The organism is Curtobacterium sp. 18060 (assembly GCF_902706105.1).
GTDB lineage: Bacteria > Actinomycetota > Actinomycetes > Actinomycetales > Microbacteriaceae > Curtobacterium.
Genome location: NZ_CACSJV010000016.1, coordinates 1 through 24,096, shown reverse-complemented (window position 1 = coordinate 24,096; position 24,096 = coordinate 1). Strand labels below are relative to the sequence as shown.

General features: G+C 72.0%; 22 protein-coding genes. 17 read left to right on the top strand and 5 right to left on the bottom strand.

Features of this window, described 5'->3' with window-relative positions:
• The first annotated feature begins 31 nt into the window (after nucleotides 1-31).
• The 10 genes from GVL05_RS09730 to GVL05_RS09685 all read left to right on the top strand — a co-directional run bounded on the left by GVL05_RS09730 (nucleotide 32) and on the right by GVL05_RS09685 (nucleotide 10,292).
• A complete protein-coding gene (locus GVL05_RS09730; protein WP_200849194.1) occupies nucleotides 32-1,369 on the top strand; it encodes an ABC transporter permease in 1,338 nt (445 codons plus the stop codon).
• Complete coding sequence (locus GVL05_RS09725; RefSeq protein ID WP_123292185.1) at nucleotides 1,366-2,655, top strand: ABC transporter permease; 1,290 nt, start codon at nucleotides 1,366-1,368, stop codon at nucleotides 2,653-2,655. Before GVL05_RS09730 ends, GVL05_RS09725 begins: the two co-directional genes overlap by 4 nt.
• Nucleotides 2,656-2,821: 166 nt before the next feature.
• Nucleotides 2,822-3,220, top strand: a complete 399-nt coding sequence (locus GVL05_RS09720; RefSeq protein WP_123339066.1) for a cytidine deaminase — start codon at nucleotides 2,822-2,824, stop codon at nucleotides 3,218-3,220.
• 5 nt (nucleotides 3,221-3,225) lie between these two features.
• Nucleotides 3,226-4,524, top strand: a complete 1,299-nt coding sequence (locus tag GVL05_RS09715) for a thymidine phosphorylase (RefSeq protein ID WP_159573030.1) — start codon at nucleotides 3,226-3,228, stop codon at nucleotides 4,522-4,524.
• Nucleotides 4,525-4,702: 178 nt separating this feature from the next.
• Nucleotides 4,703-5,815 (top strand): adenosine deaminase, encoded by a 1,113-nt coding sequence (locus GVL05_RS09710; RefSeq protein WP_159573029.1) that lies wholly within the window; start codon nucleotides 4,703-4,705, stop codon nucleotides 5,813-5,815.
• A 3-nt stretch (nucleotides 5,816-5,818) separates the two neighbouring features.
• A complete protein-coding gene (locus tag GVL05_RS09705; RefSeq protein ID WP_159573028.1) occupies nucleotides 5,819-6,265 on the top strand; it encodes a PTS sugar transporter subunit IIA in 447 nt (148 codons plus the stop codon).
• Complete coding sequence (locus tag GVL05_RS09700) at nucleotides 6,262-6,540, top strand: PTS sugar transporter subunit IIB (RefSeq protein ID WP_123292189.1); 279 nt, start codon at nucleotides 6,262-6,264, stop codon at nucleotides 6,538-6,540. The genes GVL05_RS09705 and GVL05_RS09700 overlap by 4 nt, the downstream gene beginning before the upstream one ends.
• 77 nt (nucleotides 6,541-6,617) lie before the next feature.
• Entirely contained in the window at nucleotides 6,618-7,460 is an 843-nt protein-coding gene (locus GVL05_RS09695) for a purine-nucleoside phosphorylase (RefSeq protein WP_159573027.1), read from the top strand.
• Complete coding sequence (locus tag GVL05_RS09690; RefSeq protein ID WP_159573026.1) at nucleotides 7,457-9,133, top strand: phospho-sugar mutase; 1,677 nt, start codon at nucleotides 7,457-7,459, stop codon at nucleotides 9,131-9,133. The genes GVL05_RS09695 and GVL05_RS09690 overlap by 4 nt, the downstream gene beginning before the upstream one ends.
• Before the next feature lie 190 nt (nucleotides 9,134-9,323).
• Nucleotides 9,324-10,292 carry a hypothetical protein gene (locus GVL05_RS09685; protein ID WP_159573025.1) on the top strand — a complete coding sequence of 323 codons (969 nt, stop codon included), beginning with the start codon at nucleotides 9,324-9,326 and terminating at the stop codon, nucleotides 10,290-10,292.
• A gap of 93 nt (nucleotides 10,293-10,385) precedes the next feature.
• Here the strand turns inward: GVL05_RS09685 and GVL05_RS09680 are convergent, their stop codons facing one another.
• On the bottom strand, nucleotides 10,386-12,170 hold the full coding sequence (locus tag GVL05_RS09680; protein ID WP_159573024.1) for a biotin carboxylase N-terminal domain-containing protein: 1,785 nt from the start codon (nucleotides 12,168-12,170) through the stop codon (nucleotides 10,386-10,388).
• A 79-nt stretch (nucleotides 12,171-12,249) separates the two neighbouring features.
• The gene (locus GVL05_RS09675; RefSeq protein WP_159573023.1) at nucleotides 12,250-13,044 is read right to left on the bottom strand and encodes a nucleoside triphosphate pyrophosphatase; all 795 of its coding nucleotides are present in this window, start codon (nucleotides 13,042-13,044) and stop codon (nucleotides 12,250-12,252) included.
• Between the two features lie 14 nt (nucleotides 13,045-13,058).
• Here GVL05_RS09675 and GVL05_RS09670 point away from each other — a divergent pair, with 14 nt between their 5' ends.
• From GVL05_RS09670 to GVL05_RS09655, 4 genes are all read left to right on the top strand, one after another.
• Nucleotides 13,059-14,318 (top strand): class I SAM-dependent RNA methyltransferase, encoded by a 1,260-nt coding sequence (locus tag GVL05_RS09670; RefSeq protein WP_159573022.1) that lies wholly within the window; start codon nucleotides 13,059-13,061, stop codon nucleotides 14,316-14,318.
• A gap of 131 nt (nucleotides 14,319-14,449) precedes the next feature.
• A complete protein-coding gene (locus GVL05_RS09665) occupies nucleotides 14,450-15,166 on the top strand; it encodes a response regulator transcription factor (RefSeq protein WP_111086608.1) in 717 nt (238 codons plus the stop codon).
• A 5-nt stretch (nucleotides 15,167-15,171) separates the two neighbouring features.
• Complete coding sequence (locus GVL05_RS09660) at nucleotides 15,172-16,545, top strand: sensor histidine kinase (protein ID WP_159573021.1); 1,374 nt, start codon at nucleotides 15,172-15,174, stop codon at nucleotides 16,543-16,545.
• Nucleotides 16,542-17,591: a hypothetical protein gene (locus tag GVL05_RS09655; RefSeq protein ID WP_159573020.1), complete on the top strand. Its 1,050-nt coding sequence runs from the start codon at nucleotides 16,542-16,544 to the stop codon at nucleotides 17,589-17,591. Before GVL05_RS09660 ends, GVL05_RS09655 begins: the two co-directional genes overlap by 4 nt.
• Nucleotides 17,592-18,192: 601 nt before the next feature.
• Here the strand turns inward: GVL05_RS09655 and GVL05_RS09650 are convergent.
• Both GVL05_RS09650 and GVL05_RS09645 read right to left on the bottom strand, forming a co-directional pair.
• A complete protein-coding gene (locus GVL05_RS09650) occupies nucleotides 18,193-18,447 on the bottom strand; it encodes an acyl-CoA carboxylase subunit epsilon (protein WP_123292197.1) in 255 nt (84 codons plus the stop codon).
• 13 nt (nucleotides 18,448-18,460) lie between these two features.
• Complete coding sequence (locus GVL05_RS09645) at nucleotides 18,461-20,056, bottom strand: acyl-CoA carboxylase subunit beta (protein WP_123292198.1); 1,596 nt, start codon at nucleotides 20,054-20,056, stop codon at nucleotides 18,461-18,463.
• A 74-nt stretch (nucleotides 20,057-20,130) separates the two neighbouring features.
• Between GVL05_RS09645 and GVL05_RS09640 the strand changes: the two genes are divergently transcribed.
• The 3 genes from GVL05_RS09640 to GVL05_RS09630 all read left to right on the top strand — a co-directional run bounded on the left by GVL05_RS09640 (nucleotide 20,131) and on the right by GVL05_RS09630 (nucleotide 22,858).
• Complete coding sequence (locus tag GVL05_RS09640) at nucleotides 20,131-20,931, top strand: biotin--[acetyl-CoA-carboxylase] ligase (protein WP_159573019.1); 801 nt, start codon at nucleotides 20,131-20,133, stop codon at nucleotides 20,929-20,931.
• 4 nt (nucleotides 20,932-20,935) lie between these two features.
• Nucleotides 20,936-21,484 (top strand): PH domain-containing protein, encoded by a 549-nt coding sequence (locus tag GVL05_RS09635; protein ID WP_159573018.1) that lies wholly within the window; start codon nucleotides 20,936-20,938, stop codon nucleotides 21,482-21,484.
• 66 nt (nucleotides 21,485-21,550) lie between these two features.
• Nucleotides 21,551-22,858 (top strand): UDP-glucose/GDP-mannose dehydrogenase family protein, encoded by a 1,308-nt coding sequence (locus tag GVL05_RS09630; protein ID WP_159573017.1) that lies wholly within the window; start codon nucleotides 21,551-21,553, stop codon nucleotides 22,856-22,858.
• A gap of 71 nt (nucleotides 22,859-22,929) precedes the next feature.
• Here the strand turns inward: GVL05_RS09630 and GVL05_RS09625 are convergent.
• Nucleotides 22,930-24,096: glycosyltransferase family 4 protein (locus tag GVL05_RS09625; protein ID WP_159573016.1), on the bottom strand; the 1,167-nt coding region annotated here is incomplete at its 5' end.

The following is a 24,096-nucleotide window of genomic DNA, read 5'->3' as shown; positions in this document are numbered from 1 at the left end:
CCACATCCACGACCGGAACGGAGTTGGCCGCATGACCGCGCAGGACCCAGACAACACGCAGCAGCCGCTCACCGACGACCGTCTGCAGGAGGCCCCGGAGACCCCGCACCTGATGACGGACTCGGCGGACGACACCGAGCGCCGCAACGGCGCCCCCGGCACCGACCGCTGGCACGCCGCGATGCAGAGCATCCTGAACGGCTCCGTGCTCGTCACGGTCCTCGCGGTCGTCCTCGCCCTCGTCGCCTGCGGCATCCTCATCGCCCTGACCGACGAGAACGTCCGCGCCACGGCCGGCTACTTCTTCGCCCGTCCCGCCGACATGCTCCAGGCCATCGGCACCGCGGTCGGCGGCGCCTACGCCTCGCTGTTCCAGGGCTCGGTGGTCAACTTCGGCGCCACCAGCTTCCAGCAGGCGATCGCCCCGCTCACCCGGTCGATCGACTACGCGGTGCCGCTCGTCGTCGCCGGCCTCGGGATCGCGTTGTCCTTCCGCGCCGGGCTGTTCAACATCGGCGGCCAGGGCCAGATCCTGATGGGGGCCGCGGCCGCCGGCTGGGTCGGGTTCTCGTTCGACGGCCCTGCCGCGATCCACATCCCGCTCACGATCGTCGCCGGCATCGTCGGCGGTGCGGTCTGGGGCGGCATCGTCGGGGTGCTCAAGGCCCGGACGGGTGCGAACGAGGTGGTCGTCACGATCATGCTCAACTACGTCGCGCTCTACCTGGTCAGCTACCTGCTCCGGACCCCCGGTCTGCTCCAGGCTCCGGGCAGCAGCAACCCGATCTCCCCGGCAACGAAGGACAGCGCCCTCCTGCCGCAGCTGTTCGGCGTGCGGTACGGCGTGGACCTCGGCTTCATCGTCGCGATCATCGCGGTCGTCGTGGTCTGGTGGCTCGTCAACAAGTCGTCGCTCGGCTTCCGGTTCCGCACCATCGGTGAGAACCCCCGCGCCGCCCGCGTCGCCGGCATGAGCGTGCCGGCACTGACGATCTGGGTCATGGTCATCTCCGGTGCCCTCGTCGGCATCGCCGGTGCCTACCAGGTGCAGGGTGCGGTCACGACGGGCTTCACCTCGGGCATCGACGCCGGCATCGGCTTCGACGCGATCACCGTCGCGCTGCTCGGTCGCTCGAAGCCGTGGGGCGTGTTCTGGGCCGCGATCCTGTTCGGCGTGCTGAAGAACGGTGGCTACGCCATGCAGGCCGCCAACGGCATCCCGATCGACATCGTCGGTGTCATCCAGGCCCTCATCGTCCTGTTCATCGCGGCGCCGCCGCTCGTCCGCGCGATCTTCCGGATCCCGCAGCCGGGAGCCCGCCAGCGCACGAAGACGAGCAAGAACAGCAAGAAGGCGGTCGCCGCGTGAGCACCCTCAGCCCCACCGCGGCGCCCGCGTCGCCCCTGTCCGACCGTCCGGTCGAGACGACCCGCAGCTGGAAGCTCCCGATCGGGTACGCCGTGTTCACGCTGCTCGCGGTCGTGTTCTTCGTCCTGCTCAGCCGCGTCGGCACGACCACCTTCCGGCTCGCGAACGCCGGCGACTTCGTCGCGCTGCCGAACGTCCCGCTGTCGGCGGCACCGACCGGCTACGTCGTCGTCGTGCTCCTCGCGATCGCCACGGTCTACGCCTTCGTCGAGGTCCGCGCGTACCGGCACGTCCCGCTCTGGGTCACGTCGGTCTTCGCGATCGTCTTCGTCGTCGGCTTCCTGACGTGGGCAGCGGCCGGCGCCACGATCCCGCTGCCCGGCCTGCTGGTCGGAGCACTCGGGCTGAGCGTCCCGCTCGTCTTCGGTGCCCTCGGCGGCGTCATCTCCGAGCGGGTCGGCGTGGTCAACATCGCCATCGAGGGCCAGTTCCTCGCGGGTGCGTTCACCTCGGCGCTCATCGCGTCGCTCACGGGCTCCGCGTGGGTCGGGCTCGTCGGCGCGCTCGTCGCCGGTGTGCTCGTCTCGTTCATCCTGGCCGCGTTCAGCATCAAGTACCTCGTCGACCAGGTCATCGTCGGCGTCGTCATCAACGCCCTCATCTCGGGGCTGACCGGCTTCCTGTACTCGCAGGTGCTGTCCCCGAACGAGACCACGCTCAACGTCGGCGTCCGGTTCCCGAAGTTCGAGATCCCGCTGCTCCACCAGATCCCGGTCATCGGTCCGGTGTTCTTCGAGCAGAGCGTCATCGTCTACCTGGCGTACGTGGCCGTCGCGGTCGTCACCTTCGGCCTGTTCAAGACCCGCTGGGGCCTGCGCCTCCGCGCGGTCGGCGAGCACCCGCAGGCGGCCGACACGGTGGGCATCAACGTCACGAGCACCCGGTTCTGGAACGTGTCGCTCGCCGGCGCGATCGCCGGCCTCGGTGGCGCGTACTTCACGCTCGATGCGGTCGGGCCGTTCACGAAGGACATGACCGCGGGCGCCGGCTACATCGCCCTGGCCGCCGTCATCTTCGGCCGCTGGGACCCGATCAAGGCCACGCTGGCGGCGCTGCTGTTCGGCTTCGCGTCGAACCTGCAGAACACGCTCGGGGCGATCGACTCGCCCGTGCCGAGCGAGTTCCTGCTGATGCTGCCGTACGTGGTGACGATCTTCGCGGTGGCCGGCCTGGTCGGGCAGTCGCGCGGTCCCGCCGCGTCCGGCAAGCCGTACATCAAGAGCTGACGGCCAGGAGGCACGGCACATGACCGACACGCACGCTGCGGACGACGGCACGGCCGCGTCCACCGACGCGATCGCCTGGACGGACCCGGCCACGGCCCTGCGCGCGGGAGGCGGCGACACCGCCGCCGACGGGGCGGACGCAGCCACGGGCCTCCCGGTCGACGACGTGGACTGGGGCGCTCTCCGGGACGCCGCCACGGCCGCGATGCGGCGCGCCTACGCGCCGTACTCGTCGTTCCCGGTGGGCGCCGCGGCGCTCACCGACGACGGCCGGATCGTCTCCGGCTGCAACGTCGAGAACGCGAGCTACGGGGTGACGCTCTGCGCGGAGTGCTCGCTCGTGTCGCAGCTGCACATGACCGGTGGCGGCAAGCTCGTCGCGTTCACGTGCGTCGACGGCGACGGGGCGACCCTGATGCCGTGCGGCCGCTGCCGCCAGCTGCTGTTCGAGCACTCGACCGAGGGCATGCTCCTCGAGACGGTCTCGGGCATCCGCACCATCGACGAGGTCCTGCCCGACGCGTTCGGGCCGCGCACCCTCGCCACCTACCAGCAGGAGCACTGATCCCCATGGCCGTCGAGCCGTTCGACACCGTCGACCTCATCCGCACGAAGCGATCCGGCGGCGCCCTGAGCACCGCCGAGGTCGACTGGCTCGTCGACGCGTACACGCGCGGCTACGTCGAGGACCCGCAGATGGCCGCCATGGCGATGGCGATCTTCCTGAACGGGATGGAGCGGCGCGAGGTCAAGGACCTCACGCTCGCGATGATCGCGTCCGGGGAGCGGATGTCGTTCGGGTCGCTCGGCAAGACGACCGTCGACAAGCACTCCACCGGTGGGGTCGGCGACAAGATCACGCTGCCGCTCGCACCGCTGGTGGCGTCGTTCGGCGTCGCGGTGCCGCAGCTGTCCGGCCGTGGCCTCGGCCACACCGGCGGGACGCTCGACAAGCTCGAGTCGATCCCCGGGTGGCAGGCTGCGCTGTCGAACGACCGGATGATGGAGATCCTGTCCGACGTCGGTGCGGTCATCTGCGCCGCCGGCTCGGGTCTCGCACCTGCCGACAAGAAGCTGTACGCCCTGCGCGACATCACCGGCACCGTCGAGTGCATCCCGCTCATCGCGTCGAGCATCATGTCGAAGAAGATCGCCGAGGGCACCGGTGCGCTCGTGCTCGACGTGAAGTTCGGCTCCGGTGCGTTCATGCCGACGTACGAGGCGTCGCGCGAGCTCGCGCAGACGATGGTCGACCTCGGGAACGACGCCGGGGTGAAGACCTCGGCGCTGCTGACCGACATGGAGGTCCCGCTCGGGCTGACGATCGGCAACGCGCTCGAGGTGCGGGAGTCGGTTTCGGTCCTCGAGGGCGGGGGGCCGTCGGACGTCGTGGAGCTGACCGTCGCCCTGGCCTCGGAGATGCTCACGCTGGCTGGACTGCCGGACGCCGATCCCGCCGCGGCGCTGGCCGACGGTCGCGCGATGGACACCTGGCGCCGGATGATCTCCGCGCAGGGTGGGGACCCCTCCGCCGCGTTGCCGGTCGCCCGCGAGCAGCACGTCGTCACGGCGCCAACGTCCGGCGTGCTGGCGCAGCAGGACGCCCTGCCGTTCGGCGTCTCGGCCTGGCGCCTCGGTGCCGGTCGTGCCCGCGCGCAGGACCCGGTGCAGGCCGGGGCGGGCATCGAGCTGCACGTCAAGCCCGGTGACACCGTGACCGAGGGGCAGCCGCTCTGGACGCTGCACACCGATGACGCCTCGCGGATCCCGCGGGCGCTCGAGTCGCTCGAGGGTGCGTGGTCGATCGGCTCGTCCGACGCTGCCGTGGCGGCCCGCGGGCCGATCGTGCGGGAGCGCATCGCGGGCTGAACGCGACCGTCCGACCGACTGGAGGCTCTCCGCACACGTGTGGACCGGGCTCGCAGGCTCGCCCGCGCATCCCACGGATCGCTTCGCGATCCCGTTGAGTGGGATGCGCCAGTCTGTGCAGGGGTCTGTTGTGCACAGGTGCCTGCGCGCGGTCGCTGACCACCGATAGCCTGGTCGCATGAGCGCCGACGCCCCGACCTACCGCCTGCCCGACGCCGGAGCGGTCATCAACGACCTGCCGAAGGTCTCGCTGCACGACCACCTCGACGGCGGCCTGCGCCCCGCGACGATCGTCGAGCTTGCCGGTGCCGCGGGCGTCACGCTGCCGACCACCGACCCGTCCGAGCTCGGGCAGTGGTTCGCCGACCAGTCGAACTCGGGCTCGCTCGTCGAGTACCTGAAGACGTTCGACGTCACCATCTCGGTCATGCAGACGGCTCCGCAGCTGCACCGCGTCGCGAAGGAGTTCGTCGAGGACCTGGTCGCCGACGGCGTCGTCTACGGCGAGGTCCGTTGGGCCCCGGAACAGCACCTGCAGGGCGGGCTGACGCTCGACGAGACGGTCGAGGCCGTGCAGGCCGGCATCGAGGAAGCGGTCGACGCCGCCGGCGGCAGCATCCGGGTCGGCCAGCTCGTCACCGCGATGCGCCACGCCGACCGCTCGCTCGAGGTCGCCGAGCTCGCCGTCCGGCACCGCGACAACGGGGTCGTCGGCTTCGACATCGCCGGTGCCGAGGCCGGGTTCCCCGCTTCGAACCACCGCGCCGCGTTCGACTACCTGGCGTCCGAACTGTTCCCCGTCACCGTGCACGCGGGCGAAGCCGACGGACTCGCCTCGATCCGGTCTGCGCTCGTCGACGGCCGCGCGCTGCGCCTCGGGCACGGCGTCCGGATCTTCGAGGACGTCACCCTCTCCGACGCCGGCGACGGCTCGACGCTGGCCTCCCTCGGCGAGGTCGCGTCGTGGGTCCGCGACCGCGAGATCCCGCTCGAGGTCTCGCCGTCCTCCAACCTGCAGACCGGTGCGATCGCGGCCTGGGGCGACGACCTCGCCGACCACCCCTTCGACGTGCTCTACCAGCTCGGCTTCCGGGTCACGGTGAACACCGACAACCGCCTGATGAGCGGGACGTCGCTGTCGAAGGAGCTCGCGCTGCTCGCCGGCACGTTCGGCTACGACCTCGACGACCTGGCGGCGTTCCAGATCAACGCGGCGCTCGGCTCCTTCCTGCCGCTCGAGGACCGCGAGGAGATCATCGCGACCATCACCTCCGGGTACTCGGAGGCCTGACGCATGGGACTGCCGCCGCTGCCGGACGCCGCCGTGCTCCTCGGGGCCACCGCGCCCACCTGGCGTGACGCGATGCGCCTGGCCGGCGGCGCGCTCGTCGCGTCCGGAGCCACGACCGACGAGTACACGGACGCCATGATCGGCATGGTCGAGGAACACGGGCCGTACATCGTGATCTCCCCGGGCCTGGCGTTCGCCCACGCCCGACCAGGCGGCGCAGTCCTGCGCGACGGGCTCGCCGTCGTGACCCTCGAGACACCGGTCGCGTTCGGCCACCCGCACAACGACCCGGTCCGCGTGGTCCTGGGGCTCGCGGTCGCCGGGGTCGGCACGCACCTCGAGTCCATCGGCGAGATCGCGAACCTGTTCAACGACCAGGCCGTCACGGGGCGGATCGCCGACGCGACGACGGCGGACGAGGTCCGCACGATCATGGGGGTGTCCGCGTGAAGATCGTGACCATCTGCGGCGCGGGCATCGGCTCGAGCGGCATCCTCAAGGTGAACGCCGAGAAGGCGTTGTCCGCCCTCGGCCTGCAAGCATCGGTCGTCGCGGCCGACGTGGCCTCCGTGCGCGACGTGTCCGACGACGCCAACGTGATCCTCACCAGCCAGGAGTTCGTCGAGGCGATCGGTGACACCTACGCCGAGGTCATCGTGATCCGGAACCACTTCGACCAGGGCGAGATCACGGCGGCGGTGGACCGGGCGCTCGGCGAGCACTGAGGCGGGTGCGGCGGCGGCCGCTGCGGCGGGTGCGGCGGCGGCCGCTGGGGCGGGCGTCTGCCCTTTAGAGTTGGGGCATGAGCACCGAGAACCCGCTGAACGACCCCGCTGCCGACCCGTTCGAGGTCGCGCGGGACGCCGCCGCCGTCATCGCCGCGAAGTCCGGCATCGAGCGGCACGACATCGCCCTGACCCTCGGCTCGGGCTGGGGCAAGGCCGCCGACATCATCGGTGAGACCGTGTCCGAGATCCCGGCGGACCAGGTCCCCGGGTTCAGCGCCTCGGCCGTGCCCGGACACTCCGGCACCATCCGGTCGATCCGCCTCGCCGACGGCCGCCACGCGCTGGTCATCGGCGCACGCACGCACTACTACGAGGGCCACGGTGTCCGCCGGGTCGTGCACAGCGTCCGCACCGCCGCGGCCACGGGTGCCACGGTCATGGTGCTGACGAACGGTGCCGGTGGCATCAAAGAGCACTGGACGCCCGGCACGCCCGTGCTCATCAGCGACCACATCAACCTGACCGCCGACAGCCCGCTCGAGGGCGCGACGTTCATCGACCTCACCGACCTGTACTCGTCCCGGCTGCGTGCCGTGGCGCGGTCGGTCGACCCGTCCCTGGACGAGGGCGTCTACACGCAGTTCCGCGGCCCGCACTACGAGACCCCGGCAGAGGTCCAGATGGCCAAGGCCATCGGCGGCCACATCGTCGGCATGTCCACCGCGCTCGAGGCCATCGCCGCCCGACAGGCCGGCATGGAGGTCCTCGGGTTCTCCCTCATCACGAACCTCGCCGCCGGCATCCAGAAGACGCCGCTGTCGCACACCGAGGTGCTCGAGGCCGGCAAGCAGGCCGAGCCCGTGATCGCGGACCTGCTCGCCCGCGTGGTGACCGCCCTCGGGCAGCCGGCGTCGTGAAGATCGACCTCGACCACGTGCTCGGGACCGCTCGGTCCTGGCTCGCGCAGGACCCGGATCCGCAGACCCGCGACGAGCTGACCGCCGCGATCGACGCCGCGTCCGACGGCTCCGGTCCGGCTGTGCAGGCCCTGGCCGCGCGGTTCGGCGGCCGGCTGCAGTTCGGTACTGCCGGACTCCGCGCCGAGCTCGGCTACGGCCCGCTCCGCATGAACCGGGTCGTCGTGTCGCAGGCCGCTGCCGGTCTCGCACGCTTCCTGATCGACACGGGCCGGTCGCGCAGCGTCGTGATCGGCTACGACGGCCGGGTGAACTCCGACGTCTTCGCGCGCGACTCCGCCGAGGTCATGCGTGGCCTCGGGCTCGAGGTCACGCTGCTGCCGGTCGCCCTGCCCACGCCGGTGCTCGCGTTCGCCGTGCGGCACCTCGACGTCGGCGCCGGGGTGATGGTCACCGCGAGCCACAACCCGCCCCGCGACAACGGGTACAAGGTCTACCTCGGACAGGACGACGACGGGTCGCAGATCGTGCCGCCGGTCGACGGCTCGATCGCTGCGGCCATCGAAGCCGTCGCTGCCGGGTCGATCACGGACCTGCCCCGGGGCACCGACTACACCGTCGCGTCGTCGGCGCTGCTCGACGCCTACGTGGCCGCGACGGCCGCCATCGTGCCGGCCCCGACCCTGGCGCCGCAGGAGCAGCCGAAGGTCGTCTACACGGCGATGCACGGTGTCGGGTGGGAGACCGCACGCGCGGTGTTCGCCGCCGCCGGGTTCGCATCGCCCGCGGTCGTGCCGGAGCAGATCGAGCCGGACGGAGCGTTCCCGACCGTGTCGTTCCCGAACCCCGAAGAGCCCGGCGCGATGGACCTGGCGATCGCCCGCGGGCTCGCCGTCGGCGCTGACCTCGTCATCGCGAACGACCCCGACGCCGACCGGCTCGCGCTCGCGATCCCCGCGGTCTCCGACTCCGGGGACCCGACCTACCGCCGCCTGTCCGGCAACGAGGTCGGGTGGCTGCTCGGGTGGCAGGCTGCCGTCCGTGCGTCGGAGACCGGCGCCACGGGCACCCTCGCGGCGTCGATCGTCTCGTCGCCGGCGCTGGCCCGCGTCGCCGCCCGCCACGGCCTGGAGTACCGCGACACCCTGACCGGCTTCAAGTGGGTCTCGCGGGTCCCCGGGCTGCTCTTCGGGTACGAAGAAGCCCTCGGCTACCTGGTGGACCCGTCGGTCGTGCGCGACAAGGACGGCATCTCGGCGGCACTGTCGCTGCTGTCGTTGGCGTCGGACCTCGCCGCTGCCGGATCGTCGATCGCCGGGCAGCTCGACGCCTTCGCCGCCGAGTTCGGGGCGTTCGCGTCCGGGCAGGTCGCGACCCGCGTGGACGATCTGTCCCGCATCGGCGAGATCATGGCGTCGCTGCGGTCCGCGCCGCCGTCGTCGCTCGGCGGCCTGGACGTCCGCACCGTGACGGACTACGTCGACGGGGTGGAGGGCTTCCCGCCGTCCGACATCCTGCGCTACGACCTGACCGGTGACGCGCGCGTGATCGTCCGACCGAGCGGCACCGAGCCCAAGGTCAAGGTCTACATCGACACCGTCGCCGAGACCCCCGCCGAGGCCCAGCGCCTCGTCGACGCCCTCGCGGAGTCCGTCCGCCCCTTGGTCTCGTAGCGCCGCCGCCCGCCGCCCCCCTCGTTCGCGTCGCGCCCCGGTAGCGCTCGTTCGTGTTGCGCCCCGCTGCGGGCATCGCGCCCCGACTCTTCGGGGCGCGATGCCTGCAAGCGGGTGCGCTGCCCCGTGGCCTGTCCACAGATCGCGCAGACCCCGCTCGCGACGGACCGTGCGTCGCGATCATCGGAGCATGGAACACGAACCCATCTCGACCGTCGGCCTCGCGCAGGACCCCGGTCGTGCGTCGGCGATCCGTCGCGCAGCGGATGCCGGCGCCCTCGTCCGGGTGCACCGTGGCACGTACATCGGGTCGGGCGAGTGGGCGTCGATGACGGAACGCGAACGACATCGCATGCTCGTGCGGAGTGTGCTCGTGCGGAGTGTGCTCGCCGGCGGGACGGGCTCCGTCGTGGTGTCGCACCGGTCAGCGGTCGCCATGCTCGGACTGCCGTGGATCGGGGCGTTCGGCGAGCGTGTCACCGTGACCGACCCGTCCCGGGACCGGGGCCAGGTCAAGCGGAGCATCCAGCGCATCGGCAGCGCCGGCAGGCGACCGTCCTCCGTCGAGGTCGACGGTGTACCCGTCACGACGTTGACCGAAACCGCGGTCGACGTCGCCCTTCGCGAACACCCGTGGCGTGCCATCGTCGTGCTCGACGCGGTCCTGCGGCGCGGCGTCGAGCGGGCGACGATCCTCGAAGCGCTCGGCAGTCGCTGTGCTCGCGGGCATCGACGCGCACGGGAACTGGTCGAGTACGCGGATCCGCTCGCCGAGTCACCGGGGGAGAGCATCACACGGTGGGGTGCGCACGTGCTCGGCGCACCGGACCCGGTACTGCAGCAGGAGTTCCGGCACGACGGCCTGCTGCACGACCGGGTGGACCTGTGGTTCGCGGAAGCCGGGGTGATCGTCGAGTTCGACGGCCGGGTGAAGTACGACGACCCGCGGCGAGGACGCACAGCGGCAGACGCCCTGGTCGACGAGAAGCGCCGTGAGGACCGTCTCCGCCGCCGCCGTGGGGTCAACGGCTTCGCACGGGTGATGTGGTCGGACGCGATGCCCGCGGGGCAGCTCCCACGGATCCTGCACGACGCCGGGGTGCCGCTCGGTCCGAACTGGGGTACTGCCTGGCGTCATGCTGCGAGCCGCGCCCTCTGACGGTCATCGCGCCCCGAAGAGTCGGGGCGCGATGACCGCAGCGGGGCGCAACCCGAGCCGACGGCCCGCGACGGCCCGCGACTCCGCTCGCGCCTACGCCAGCTCGAGCAGCACGTGACCGGAGGAGACCGTCTGGCCGACCGGGGCGTTCAGCCCGGTGACGACGCCGTCCTTGTGGGCCTGCACGGGCTGCTCCATCTTCATGGCCTCGAGCACGACGAGCAGGTCGCCCTTCACCACGGTGTCACCCTCGGCGACCGCGAGCTTCACGACGGTCGCCTGCATCGGCGACGCGACGGACCCGCCGGACTTCGCGATGCCGCCCTTGACCGCCGACGAGCGGCGCTTCGGGGGAGCGGAGGGACCGGCCGGACGACGACCGGCGACACCGGCGGCGGCACCGCCACCGACGATCGACGGCATGGTGACCTCGATGCGCTTGCCCTGCACCTCGACGACGACCGAGTCGCGCGAAGCCGGTGCCGGCAGTTCTTCAGGAGAACCGCTCCACGCCGGGATCTCGTTGACGAAGTCGGTCTCGATCCACTGCGTGTACACGGAGAACGGCGAGGAGTCGTCCGTCGCGAACGCCGGGTCCGACACGACCGCACGGTGGAAGGGCAGCACGGTCGGCAGGCCGGTGACCTCGAACTCGGCCAGTGCACGACGCGAGCGTTCCAACGCCTCGGCGCGGGTGGCACCGGTGACGATGAGCTTCGCGAGCATGGAGTCGAACGAACCGGACACGACGTCGCCGCTCACGACTCCCGAGTCGACGCGGACGCCGGGGCCCGACGGCGCGTTGAAGGCGTGCACGGGGCCGGGCGCGGGGAAGAAGTTGCGGCCCGGGTCCTCGCCGTTGATGCGGAACTCGAACGAGTGCCCGCGGGGCGTCGGGTCGGAGTAGTCGAGCACGCCGCCCTCGGCGATGCGGAACTGCTCGCGCACCAGGTCGATGCCGGTGACCTCTTCGGACACGCAGTGCTCGACCTGCAGGCGGGTGTTGACCTCGAGGAACGACACCGTGCCGTCGGCGCCGATCAGGAACTCGCACGTGCCGGCACCGACGTAGCCGACCTCGCGCAGGATCGCCTTCGACGACTCGTACAGGCGCTCCTGCTGCGCGTCCGTCAGGTAGGGCGCGGGTGCTTCCTCGACGAGCTTCTGGTGCCGGCGCTGCAGCGAGCAGTCACGCGTCGACACGACGACGACGTTGCCGTGCTCGTCCGCCAGGCACTGGGTCTCGACGTGGCGCGGCTTGTCGAGGTACTTCTCGACGAAGCACTCGCCCCGACCGAACGCCGCGATGGCTTCACGCGTCGCCGACTCGAACTGCGAGGCGACCTCGTCGCGCGTCCGTGCGACCTTCAGGCCACGGCCACCGCCGCCGAAGGCCGCCTTGATGGCGACCGGCAGGCCGACCTCGTCGGCGAACGCGATGACCTCGGAGGCGTCCTTGACGGGCTCGATGGTGCCGGGGGCGAGCGGCGCGCCGACCTTCTCGGCCACGTGGCGCGCGGAGACCTTGTCACCGAGGCGCTCGATCGAGTCGGGCGACGGGCCGATCCAGGTCAGTCGGGCGTCGATGACGGCACGGGCGAAGTCGGCGTTCTCGGCAAGGAACCCGTAGCCCGGGTGCACGGCGTCCGCGCCGGACCGTCGGGCGACCGAGATGATCTTGTCGATGACGAGGTAGGTGTCGGCGCTCGTGGTGCCGTTCAGCGCGTAGGCCTCGTCGGCGAGGCGGGCGTGCAGGGCGTCACGGTCCTGGTCGGCGTAGACGGCGACCGATGCCTTGCCTGCGTCGCGGGCCGCGCGGATGATGCGGACGGCGATCTCGCCGCGGTTCGCGATGAGGACCTTGCTGATACGGGGCATGAGACATCAGCGTATTCGTGCAACGGGAGCACGAATTGACTGGCACCCACAAAGAACCGGGCCGAACAAGTGCGGATGTCTACAGTGACCAGAACTCGTGCCAGCGGACGCCGAAGCCGCGGAGGAGCATCGACCGCAGTACCGGCAGGGACAGCCCGACCACCGCCGACGGCGCCCCGTCGATGCGCGAGATGTACGCCGCCGCCCGCCCGTCGATGGTGAACGCCCCCGCGACCTCGAGCGGCTCGCCCGTCGCCACGTACGCGTCGATCTCCTCGGCGGACAGGTCGTCGGCGAACGTCAGCACGGCGCTGTCCACGGCGACCACGCGGTCGCCGCCGGCGGCCAGGGCCGACCCACCGGGCGCGACGTCCCCCAGCTCCGGCACGCCGGCAGGAGACGTCACCAGGCTGCGGACGGGAGGCACGGGGCGGGCCGCATCCGGGCCTCCCGTCCGTCCCGTGGTCGGGTCCAGGTCGCGGCGCCGGTCGTCGCGTCGTCGGTCGATCACGCAGTGTCCACTCCACAGCGTCCCGCCGCCGGCGGCGAGCATCTGCCGCCAGCGCTCCCGGGCCACCGACGGGTCGTGCGGCTTGCCGTACAGGCGCCCGTCGACCTCGAAGGCGGAGTCGCCGCCGAACACGAAGCCGTCGACCGGCGACCCGGCGACGTCGGCGTCCGCGACGGCCGACGCCTTGGCGACGGCCAGCAGCGACACGAGCTCCGGGCCGGTCAGGTCACGGCCGAGCGAGGCGGCGGCAGCGGACGCCGCGGCGTCCTCGTCGACCCCGGGCGACACGAGCACGGGCTCGATCCCGGACTGGGCGAGGAGTGCTCGGCGGGCGGGGGATGTACTCGCGAGGTACAGACGCATGGGACCATCGAACCATGGGTGAATCCGTCGGAACGCTGCTCGAACTCGACGTCACCGGGATCGCCCACGGCGGCATCTCGGTGGCACGACACGAAGGCCGGGTGGTCTTCGTCTCCGACGCGATCCCCGGGGAGCGCGTCGTCGCCCGGGTGACCGAGGACCGGAAGAAGTCGTTCTGGCGCGCCGACACCGTCAGTGTCGTCACCCCGAGCGAGCACCGCGTCGACCACGTCTGGGCCGAGGCCGCGCTCGACCGCGACCCCGAGACGCGCCCGGGCGGTGCCGAGTTCGGCCACATCGCCCTCGCGCACCAGCGCACGCTGAAGCACGACGTGCTCGTCGACTCGTTCTCGCGGTTCGCGCACACCGACCTGGCGTCGGTGCTCGGCACGGACGTCGTCGTCGAGGCCGCACCCGGTGACGACGCCGCGAACGGCCTCGGCTGGCGCACCCGGGTCCGGCTGCACGTCGACGAGCACGGCACCGCCGGCCCGTTCGCCGCACGCTCGCACTCGGTCATCCCCGTCACCAGCCTGCCGCTCGCGAACGACGCCGTGCAGCAGAGCGCGCCGCTCGGCCGTGGCGTGATGCCCGGGTCGTCGGTCATCGACGTGCTGGCACCGAGTGGCTCCGAGGGCGCGCGCCTCGTCATCGACGAGCAGAAGCCCACCGTGGTGACCGAGGTCGTGGGGGAGCGCACCTTCGAGGTGGACGACAACGGCTTCTGGCAGGTGCACCGTGCCGCGGCGTCCGTGCTCACCGAGGCCGTGCAGGACCTGGTCGACCGCGACCGGCTCGACCCCGAGGGCACCCACCTGGACCTGTACGGCGGTGTCGGCCTGCTCGCCGCCGCGCTCGGCGACCTCGTCGGCCCGAAGGCGCGCCTCACGAGCGTCGAGAGCGCCGCGCGCGCGACCGAGCACGCGCAGGAGAACCTCGCCGAGTGGCTCGGTGCGCGCGCCGAGACCGGGCGGGTCGACCGCTGGCTCGCGAACACGGTGGCGAACGCCTCGCGCGCCGAGCAGGACCGGTTCCGCGCCGGCACGATCGTCCTCGACCCGCCGCGTGCCGGTGCCGGTCGTCAGGTCGTCGAGCAGATCGCGGCCCTGCACCCGTCGCAGGTCGTCTACGTCGCCTGCGACCCGGTCGCGCTCGCCCGCGACGTCGCGACGTTCGCCGACCTGGGGTACAAGCTCGAGGCGCTGCGGGCGTTCGACCTGTTCCCGCACACCCACCACATGGAGGCCGTGGCGCGCCTGACACCCGCGCGCTGACGGGCAACCGGGCGGTTTCGTCCGCGTGGCGCGTCCGGTTTCCCCGGACCTGAGTCCAGCCTGGGTATCCTGGGCGCTGATGGCGATCCGGTTTCAGGGGCCGGGGACGCACATCGGAACGAGAGGCCACAGTGGGAGCAGGAACGACAACCGCAGCCGAGACGTCGGGCACGGCCACCAGGCCGGTCCGGGTCGCGATCGTGGACGACCACGAGTCCGTGCGACTCGGGATCCAGGCGGCGTGCCAGAACGAGGGCTTCGAGGTGGTGCTCACCGCCGCGAGCGTGCCCGAGTACGTCCAGAACCTCGACGGGCGCGAGGTCGACGTCGTCGTCCTCGACCTGTCCCTCGGAGACGGCTCGACCGTGACCGAGAACGTCAAGGGCGTGCAGGGGACCGGCTCCGCCGTGCTCGTGCACTCCATCGCGGACCGCGTCGCCAACGTCCGTGAGGCACTCGCAGCAGGGGCTGCCGGTGTCATCCCGAAGTCGTCCGCCACGAAGACGGTGATGGCAGCGGTCGCCACCGTCGCGCGTGGTGACGTGCTGAACAACCTCGAGTGGGCGAGCGCCATCGACGCCGACCGCGACTTCGCGAAGGCCCAGCTCGGCCGGCGCGAGCGCGAGATCCTGCACCTGTACGCCTCGGGCCTGCCGCTCAAGCTGGCGGCGCAGCAACTCGGCATCGGGTACTCCACGGCTCGTGAGTACCTCGACCGCATCCGCGTGAAGTACGTCGAGGTCGGTCGCCCGGCCCCGACGAAGGTCGACCTGCTGCGACGGGCGGTCGAGGACGGCATCCTCCCCGGGCTCGACTCGGGCATCGACCCCGACGGTGACGGTCGCTGAACACGATGGCGAGCGCGGCTGAGCCGGCGTCGCGCCGGGGGACCGGTCGGGGGAGCGTCCCGGGGACCGGTCGGGGGACCGGTCGGCGGTTCGGCCGCGTCGCAGCAGGCTCGAGCCGTGCGCCTGCTGGCGACCCGGTCGGCTTCGGGGACGGAGCGCCCTTCGGTGCCGATCCGTCACGCAGCGTCCGCGCGTCGATCACGCAGGCGTCGGTGGAGCGTGCCTTCGCGATCCTGCTGGCGATGACCGCGGTCGGCCTCGGCGTCGTCGACACCCCGGCGGTCCTCGCCCAGTTGCCCTACCTCGACCCGTTCTGGGGCCCGGTCGTCGCGATCGCGCTCGGGGCGTCGTTCGTCCTCGTCGGGGTCTCGGCGTTCGTGCCGCGGGTGGCGCAGTTCGCGCAGATCCTGTGCGCCCTGCTCTTCCTGGTCGCGTTGACCACGTGGCCGCTCACGGTGCAGGACCCGATCCCGTCGACGCAGCAGCCGTGGCCGTGGTGGTTCTGCACCGTCGGCTCGACCGCGGCGGCCATGGGCTTCGCCACCTGGCGGGCGACGATCTACACCGCACTCGTTCCGGCGGTCTACGTCGTCCTCCGGCTCACCCCGGTCGGCGGCGACGCCGGGCTCGTCCGTGCGCTGCTCGACGGCGTGTACACGGCGCTGCTCAGCGGTGCGGTGCTCGTCATCGCCGTGGTCCTCCGCCGTGCCGCTTCGTCGGTCGACACGGCGCAGTCGACCGCGGTCCGCCGGTACTCGCACGCCATCCGCGAGCACGCGGTCGAGGTGGAGCGCGTGCAGGTCGACGCGATCGTGCACGACAGCGTGCTGACGACCCTGCTCTCCGCCGCGCGGGCCGACACGCTCGAGGCGAAGACCCTCGCCGCCCGCATGGCGCGGAACGCCATCGACCACCTCGAGGCCGCGGCAGCCGACGGCCCGGACGACGACACCCCGGTCTCGCTCGCCGACCTCCGCGCCCGCATCGGCGAGGCGATCGGTGCCCTCGCGGCACCCGTCCGGCTCGTCCCGGCGCCGACCGGCTCGGTCCGACTGCCGGCGTCGGTCGCCGACGCCCTCGCGTCAGCAGCACTGCAGGCGGCCGTCAACAGCGTCCAGCACGCCGGTGGGCCCGACGTCGCCCGGTGGGTCCGCGTCGAGCAGCACGACGACGGTGTGCACATCGAGGTCGGTGACGACGGTCGCGGCTTCGACGTCGCGACGATCCCGTCCGAACGACTCGGGGTGCGGCGGTCGATCATCGAGCGCGTCGCCGCCGTCGACGGCCGAGCCGAGGTGCACACCGCCTCGGGTGAGGGCACGCGCATCGAACTGACCTGGTCGCCCGTGACGCCCACGACGACGGGAGCCGCAGCGTGAAGGTCTCCCTGCCCGCGAGCATCGCGCTCGGCCTGGCGTCGCTGTTCTCCCTCTACCACCTGGTCCTCGCCGTCGCGTCGCTGCAGCGCGTGCAGGACGTCGGCCCCGTGATCGCCTGCATGGTCCTCTACGCCGCGGCCACCGGCACCGCGCTGTTCGTGCCCGGCAAGGTCCTGCCGGTCTGGACGGCGTGCTTCTCGCTCGCCACCGCGATCGTGATGCCGCTGGTCGCGGCACCCGTCGTCGACCTGTCGAGGCCGCCGGGGCCCGCCACGTGGTGGATCGCCGCCGTCGGCACCCTGATGGTCGTGCTCGTCGTGCGGGGACGCGGCCCGTTCGCCTGGGCAGGGGTCCTGTTCCTCGCCGTGTACACGGTCGCCTGGGCCGGTCTCGATGCGCTGGGCGCACTCGGGGTGCTCGGCAGCGTGGCCTGGGTGGCGATCGCGACGGTGTTCGCCATCGCCATGAACCGTGCCATCCGCAACACCCGCGAGCTCGTCCGTGCCGAGCAGGAGACCGCCGACTGGCAGGCGGCGCAGGACGCCCACGTCTTCGAACGGCAGTTCCGCCTGAGCCAGACCACGCGGATGGCCCTGCCGATGCTGCAGCGGATCATCGACTCGTGCGGTGACCTCGACGACGCGGACCGGGCCGAGTGCCTGCACCTCGAGCAGGCCATCCGTGACGAGATCCGCGGCCGTTCCCTGCTGTCCGAGGACGTCCGCGACGAGGTCATGCGCCTGCGCCGCCGGGGTGCGACGGTGCAGCTGCACGACGACGGCGGTCTCGACGAGCTCGAGGTCGACGACGTCCGCCGCATCCACGCCCGCATCGCCGAGGCGCTCCGCCAGGCCCGCGAGGCCGACAACGTCATCGTCCGCACCGTCAGCGAGGGGTCCGACTCCGCGGTGACGGTCGTCGGGCTCAAGCTCGACACGGCCGCGAGTGAGTCCGCGGCCCTCGGAGCGGGCATGGAGGACGACGACGGCGACGAGGACGACTCCGTGGCCCTCTGGCTCGAGATCCCCCGGCACGAGCCCGCCTGAGGCGCGCTGCGCCCGCTCGAGCTGGCACCTGCGTGCACATCTTGCGACGGACCACGAGGTGATCGACGCGTGGAATGTCGCGAAAGTGGTGCGCGCGGCGGTGGACGCGGGGCGTGGCGGCCGGGAGGCACGGGGCGGCGCCGCCACGGGCCTCCCGGCCGCACCGTGGTCGCGCCGGGCTGGCGCCGACGGCTGACGCGACCATTCCGACAACACACGAGTCGTTCGACGCGTGGAGCGTCGCGAAAGGGTTGCGCGCGAACGCCCCCGGAAACGGGGAACGGGCCGGTCGTATCCGACCGGCCCGTTCACGACCCGAGGCTGAGCGACAACCCGAATGTCGCCCTGCCTCGCAGCGGGCGGTGGCGTCGTACCCTAGTCGGCCACCGACCTGCGATGTTCTTCGTTGAAGGACACCGAACACCAGTAACTATGCCAACCCACAACCCCTGTGTCAGTCGTCATTATGGGGGACAAATTCGGCATTTCCGGTCCTCTTCGGCGATTCGTGTCCCCCGTGCGAGGGGATACCGACCGGGAAGTGCAGCCTGCAACGTCCGCCGGGTCGGGGACACCAGGGGTACAGCGAGGTCAAGGTCCGTCAGCGGAGCGAGCGGCCCCAAGCGCCGGGACCGTGGTCGAGCGGGCGACGCAGGCCGCGGGCCGAGGCCTGCCACCCGGTGCGCGGCTCGTCGACGACCTCGGCGCGACCGGCTGCTGCGGCCTCGTCGGCCTGGCGCTGCAGCACGGCGACGACCGCTGCGAGCTCCTCGGGGGTGGGCTCACCGGAGACCACCCGGACGTCGGCCACCGAGGCGGGCTCGTCCGAGGGGACCGGTGCTGCGTGACGACCCATCAGTGCGCACCCATCAGAGGGGGATGTTCCCGTGCTTCTTGGGGGGCAGCGTCGCACGCTTGCCACGCAGGGCACGCAGGGCCTTGATGACCGAGACGCGGGTGGCGTGCGGCTGGATGATGCCGTCGAGCTCACCGCGCTCGGCCGCCAGGTACGGCGACGCGACGTTGTAGGTGTACTCGTTCGCGAGCTTCGTGCGGACCGCTGCGACGTCCTCGCCGGACTCCTCGGCGCGCTTGATCTCGGCGCGGTACAGGATGTTGACGGCGCCCTGACCACCCATGACGGCGATCTCGGCGGTCGGCCAGGCGAGGTTGATGTCGGCGCCGAGCTGCTTCGACCCCATCACGATGTACGCGCCGCCGTAGGCCTTGCGCGTGATCACGGTGACGAGCGGGACGGTGGCCTCGGCGTAGGCGTACAGGAGCTTCGCGCCGCGGCGGATGACCCCGGTCCACTCCTGGTCGGTGCCGGGCAGGTAGCCGGGCACGTCCACCAGGGTCAGGATCGGGATGCCGAACGCGTCGCAGAACCGCACGAAGCGGGCTGCCTTCTCACCGGCGTCGATGTTCAGCGTGCCGGCCATGGCCTGCGGCTGGTTCGCGATGATGCCGACGGTGCGGCCCTCGACCCGGCCGAAGCCGATCAGGATGTTCGGCGCGAAGAGCGGCTGGACCTCGAGGAACTCGCCGTCGTCGACGACGTGCTCGATGATCGTCGTGACGTCGTACGGCTGGTTCGTCGAGTCCGGGATCACGAGGTCGAGCTCGTGGTCGGCGTCGGTGGTCTCGAGCTCCGGGGCGACGTCGTAGGCGGGGGCGTCGGACAGGTTGTTGTCCGGCAGGAACCCGATGAGCGAGCGGGCGTAGTCGAGCGCGTCGGTCTCGTCCTCGGCCAGGTAGTGGGCCACGCCGGAGACCGCGTTGTGGGTCTGCGCGCCGCCGAGCTCCTCGAAGCCGACGTCCTCGCCGGTGACGGTCTTGATGACGTCGGGGCCGGTGACGAACATGTGGCTGGTCTTGTCGACCATGATCACGAAGTCGGTGAGGGCGGGGGAGTACACCGCACCGCCGGCCGCCGGGCCCATGATGATCGACAGCTGCGGGATGACGCCGGACGCCTGGGTGTTGAGGCGGAAGATCTCGCCGTACTTGCCGAGCGCGACCACGCCCTCCTGGATCCGGGCCCCGCCGGAGTCGAGGATGCCGATGATCGGCACGCCCGTCTTCAGCGCGTGCTGCATCACCTTGATGATCTTCTCGCCGGCGACCTCGCCGAGCGAGCCGCCGAAGACGGTGAAGTCCTGCGCGTACACGGCGACGTTGCGGCCGTGGATCGTGCCGACGCCGGTGACGACCGCGTCGCCGTAGGGGCGCTTGGCGTCCATGCCGAACGAGGTGGTGCGGTGGCGGACGAACTCGTCGAACTCCACGAAGGAGTTCTCGTCGAGCAGCTGCTCGATGCGTTCGCGCGCGGTGCCCTTGCCCTTGGCGTGCTGCTTGGCGATCGCGGACTCGCCCGCAGCGGTCACGGCCTCGTGGTACCGCTCGCGGAGGTCGGCCAGCCGGCCTGCCGTCGTCGAGAGATCGGGGGTGTCTCCTGAAGTCACCCGCTCACCCTACCGGCGGCGACGTCGGGGCCGGTTGGAGGACCCCCACGGTTCCTGCCCGTACATTTGCGTGCATGTCCACATCCCCGTCGTCGTCGTTCCCCGCCACCAGCGAAGCGGTCCGGTCGGCGGGCGCGACCCTCACCGTCCCCGACGAGACCGGCTCCACCAACGCCGACCTGCTCGCCGTGGCACCCGAGCAGCAGCACGGTAGCGTGGTCGCGACGCTCCACCAGACCGCGGGCCGGGGGCGCCTCGACCGCACGTGGAGCGCACCGGCGGGCGAGGCGCTGGCCGCGAGCCTGCTCGTGCGCGTCGACCTCGCCGACCACGACCGCGGCTGGCTGCCCCTCGTCGCCGGCGCCGCCATGCGTGACGCGATCGCACGGGTGCTGCCCGCCGGCGCCGACGTCGCCGTCAAGTGGCCGAACGACGTCCAGGTCGCGGGCGACAAGGTGTGCGGCATCCTCTGCCAGGTCGCCTCCGACGGCAGCATCGTGGTCGGCGCCGGCGTGAACCTCACGATCCCCGCCGACCGCCTGCCGACCCCGACGTCGACGTCGCTGCTCGTGGCGGGCGCGGTCGACGACGCCCCCGCGTTGGCCGACGCGGTCCTGTCCGCCTTCCGGGCAGCCGTCCTGGAGGCCGTGGCCGCCCTGGTCGCCGGTGGTCCCGCCGCCGAGTCGGTCCGGTCCCACGTCCGCGCCGCGTGCGGCACGATCGGTCGCCGCATCCGCCTCGAGCTGCCCGACGGCACCGTGGAGGAGGCCGACGCCACCGGCATCGACGACGCGGGCCGCATCACGATCCGGGATCGAGCGGGTGACTCCAGGGGCGTCGCCGTGGGGGACGTCACCCACCTGCGGTATGCATGACGGCATGACCGCCGAGCCGCCGCCCGAACGCGTCGTCGCTCGCCTGCGACCGCACGCTCGTCGGCTCGTGCGCCCGGCGGTGTTCGTCGTGCTGGTCATGGTCGCCGGCGGGTTCGGGTTCGGGGTGTTCCAGGCGCAGCTGGCGTGGCTGAACGCCGTCGTCGCGGGACTCGTCGTGGTGCTCGTGGTGTTCGGCGGCGCCGTGCCGCTGTTCCGCTGGATGTCCGAGCGGTACGTCGTCACGACTCGGCGGCTCGTCGTCGTGCACGGGCTCGGCACCCGGACCCGGCAGGAGCTCCTGCACTCCCGCGGGTACGACGTGACGGTGCGCCGGCGCGGGCTCCAGGGCGTGTTCCGCTCCGGTGACGTCCTGGTGTTCCCGGGAGACGACCCCGCCGTGGTGCTCGCGGATGTCCCGCACGCCGACCTCGTGGTGGCCGTCCTGCACGACCTGGTCGAGGCGTACGAGGCCCGGCGGCGGCACCGCGAGCCGGACTGGGACGAGATCGTCGGCGGCCCGGACCGACCGCCGTGGGGCGACGTCCGCGCCTGACGCCGCCGCGACACCCTGGGTACCGGGGTGCTGGAACTCCCACGAGAAACCGGTACCTTCTTCGTCGTGCGTATCTCTGTCATCGGCTGCGGGTACCTCGGTGCCGTGCACGCCGCCTCCATGGCCAAGCTCGGACACGAGGTCGTCGCCGTCGACGTCGACCCGGCGAAGATCGAGCGGCTCGCTGCCGGCGAAGCCCCCTTCTTCGAACCCGGGCTCCCGGAGATCCTGACCGAGGCGCTCGCCTCCGGCCGGATCCGCTTCACCACCGACATGGCCGAGGTCGCCGGTGCCCGCGTGCACTTCCTCGCCGTCGGCACACCGCAGAGCCCGACCGGTGCCGCGGACATGACCTACGTGAACGCCGCGGTCGCCGCACTCACCCCCTACCTGTCCGCCGGCGAGTTCGTCGTCGGCAAGTCGACCGTCCCGGTCGGCACCGCCGCACGCCTCGCCGCCGAGGTGTCCGAGGCCGTGCCCGGGGCGACGCTCGTCTGGAACCCCGAGTTCCTGCGTGAGGGCTTCGCCGTGCAGGACACCATCAGCCCGGACCGCTTCGTCTACGGTGTGCCGGACGGTGACGCCGGGCAGGCCGCCGTCGACGCGCTCGACGAGGTCTACACCGAGGCGCTCGCGTCCGGCACCCCCCGGCTCGTCGTCAACCTGCCCACCGCCGAGCTCGTCAAGATCAGCGCGAACGCGTTCCTCGCCACGAAGATCTCGTTCATCAACTCGATGGCCGAGATCGCCGAGGTCGCCGGCGCCGACGTCACCGCGCTCGCCGACGCCATCGGCCACGACGCCCGCATCGGCCGCAAGTTCCTCAACGCCGGCCTCGGCTTCGGCGGCGGCTGCCTGCCCAAGGACATCCGGGCGTTCCAGGCCCGGGCGAACGAGCTCGGCGTCGGGGAGTCCCTGGCGTTCCTGGCCGACGTCGACGCCACGAACCTGCGTCGTCGTGCGCACGTCGTGGAGCTGGCGCAGGAGCTGCTCGGCGGGGTCGTCAGCGGCAAGCGCGTCGCGGTCCTCGGTCTGGCCTTCAAGCCGAACTCGGACGACGTCCGTGACTCGCCCGCCCTCGACATCGCTGCGCGCCTGCACGAGCTCGGTGCCACGGTGTCCGCCTACGACCCCGAGGCCGTCGTCACCGCGCGTCGCGTGCACCCGGAGCTCGACTTCGTCGAGACGGCGGCGGACGCGCTGTCCGGCGCCGACCTGGTCCTGGTGCTGACCGAGTGGACCGAGTTCCGCGAGCTCGACGCGACCACGGTGGCGTCCCTGGTGTCGAGCCCGGTCGTCATCGACGGCCGCAACTGCCTCGACCGCGACGCCTGGACCGCCGCCGGCTTCACGTACCGCGGCATGGGGCGCTAGCCGCGACCGACAGCAGGCCCGGTGCCGGTCCGTGGGACCGGCACCGGGCCTCCTGTGCGTCTGCCGCGTCGTCAGCCGATGGCTGCGCGCAGCACCGCCCGGTAGCGCTCGCCGATGCGCTCGGTGGAGAAGTCCGCCGCCGACACGACGGCCTGCTCCTGGTACCTCGCCCGTGCGGCGTCGTCGGTGAGCACGCGGCACAGGGCGTCGCGGAGGGCGTCGACGTCACCGGGGGCGACGAGGACGCCGGACACGTCGTCGTGCACGACGTCCCGGATGCCCGGCAGGTCGCTCGCGACGATCGCGGCGCCGACGGCAGCGGCCTCGAGCAGGGTGACCGGCAGCCCCTCTTGGTCGCCGTTCGCCGCCGGGATCGACGGCACCGCCACGACGGTGGCCGCAGCCAGGGTCTCGAGCACCTCGGTGCGCCCGCGCTGGCCCAGGAACGTCACCGGCAGTCCGGCGGCCTGTTGCTCGAGCTGCGCCCGGTAGGGGCCGTCCCCGACCACGGTGAGTCGCCACGGCACGTCGTCGCCGAGTCCCCGGAGCGCCTCGATCAGGTTGCCGAAGCCCTTCTTCTCGACGAGCCGGCCGACCGCCACCACGTGGTGCTCCTGCGCGGCGACGCGGGCGCGGGTGGCGCGGGCCGGACCGAGGTCGACGCCCATCGGGATGACGGTGGAGCGCGCCTCGGACACGCCCCACTCGGTCAGGCGCTCGCGCATCTCGGAGTTGACGGTGGTGACGTGCGCCGAACGGCCGAAGACCCAGCGCTTCAGGCGGACCAGGGGAGCGGCGCGGAGCGCGTAGATGTCCCCGCCGTGAGTGGTGACGACGATGGGCACGCCCGGGGCCGCCAACGTCGCGACGAGTGCCTGCGGGATCGCCCAGTGCGCGTGGATGACGTCGGGCTTCGCGGAGCGGACCACGCGACGGATCGCGAACCACTGCGCGAGCACCAGGGCCGGCACCTGCACGATGCGCGAGCGGCGTTCCTTGAGGTTGTCGAGGATGGCGCCGTCGGCCAGGTCCTCGAACGCCTTCGGGAAGTACGGGAACCGCCGGACGCCGACGTCGCCGATGCGTTCGGTGGTGGCACCGCCGGGCACCCGCGGGGTGAGCACCATCGTGTCGAACTCGAGGGCCTCTTGGTGGGCGAGGTCGAGCACGAACGCCGGCACACCGTCGTCCGGGCGGGCCGGGAACGTCGATCCGAGGACGAGCAGGCGGGGGCGGGC

Excerpts from the sequence above, each read along its gene's own strand:
- GVL05_RS09710 (WP_159573029.1), top strand. The coding sequence starts at position 4,703 with ATGAGCGCCGACGCCCCGACCTACCGCCTGCCCGACGCCGGAGCGGTC.
- GVL05_RS09660 (WP_159573021.1), top strand. The coding sequence starts at position 15,172 with ATGGCGAGCGCGGCTGAGCCGGCGTCGCGCCGGGGGACCGGTCGGGGG.
- GVL05_RS09650 (WP_123292197.1), bottom strand. The coding sequence starts at position 18,447 with ATGGGTCGTCACGCAGCACCGGTCCCCTCGGACGAGCCCGCCTCGGTG.
- GVL05_RS09640 (WP_159573019.1), top strand. The coding sequence starts at position 20,131 with ATGTCCACATCCCCGTCGTCGTCGTTCCCCGCCACCAGCGAAGCGGTC.
- GVL05_RS09730 (WP_200849194.1), top strand. The coding sequence starts at position 32 with ATGACCGCGCAGGACCCAGACAACACGCAGCAGCCGCTCACCGACGAC.
- GVL05_RS09695 (WP_159573027.1), top strand. The coding sequence starts at position 6,618 with ATGAGCACCGAGAACCCGCTGAACGACCCCGCTGCCGACCCGTTCGAG.
- GVL05_RS09670 (WP_159573022.1), top strand. The coding sequence starts at position 13,059 with ATGGGTGAATCCGTCGGAACGCTGCTCGAACTCGACGTCACCGGGATC.
- GVL05_RS09675 (WP_159573023.1), bottom strand. The coding sequence starts at position 13,044 with ATGCGTCTGTACCTCGCGAGTACATCCCCCGCCCGCCGAGCACTCCTC.
- GVL05_RS09635 (WP_159573018.1), top strand. The coding sequence starts at position 20,936 with ATGACCGCCGAGCCGCCGCCCGAACGCGTCGTCGCTCGCCTGCGACCG.
- GVL05_RS09685 (WP_159573025.1), top strand. The coding sequence starts at position 9,324 with ATGGAACACGAACCCATCTCGACCGTCGGCCTCGCGCAGGACCCCGGT.
- GVL05_RS09705 (WP_159573028.1), top strand. The coding sequence starts at position 5,819 with ATGGGACTGCCGCCGCTGCCGGACGCCGCCGTGCTCCTCGGGGCCACC.
- GVL05_RS09715 (WP_159573030.1), top strand. The coding sequence starts at position 3,226 with ATGGCCGTCGAGCCGTTCGACACCGTCGACCTCATCCGCACGAAGCGA.
- GVL05_RS09680 (WP_159573024.1), bottom strand. The coding sequence starts at position 12,170 with ATGCCCCGTATCAGCAAGGTCCTCATCGCGAACCGCGGCGAGATCGCC.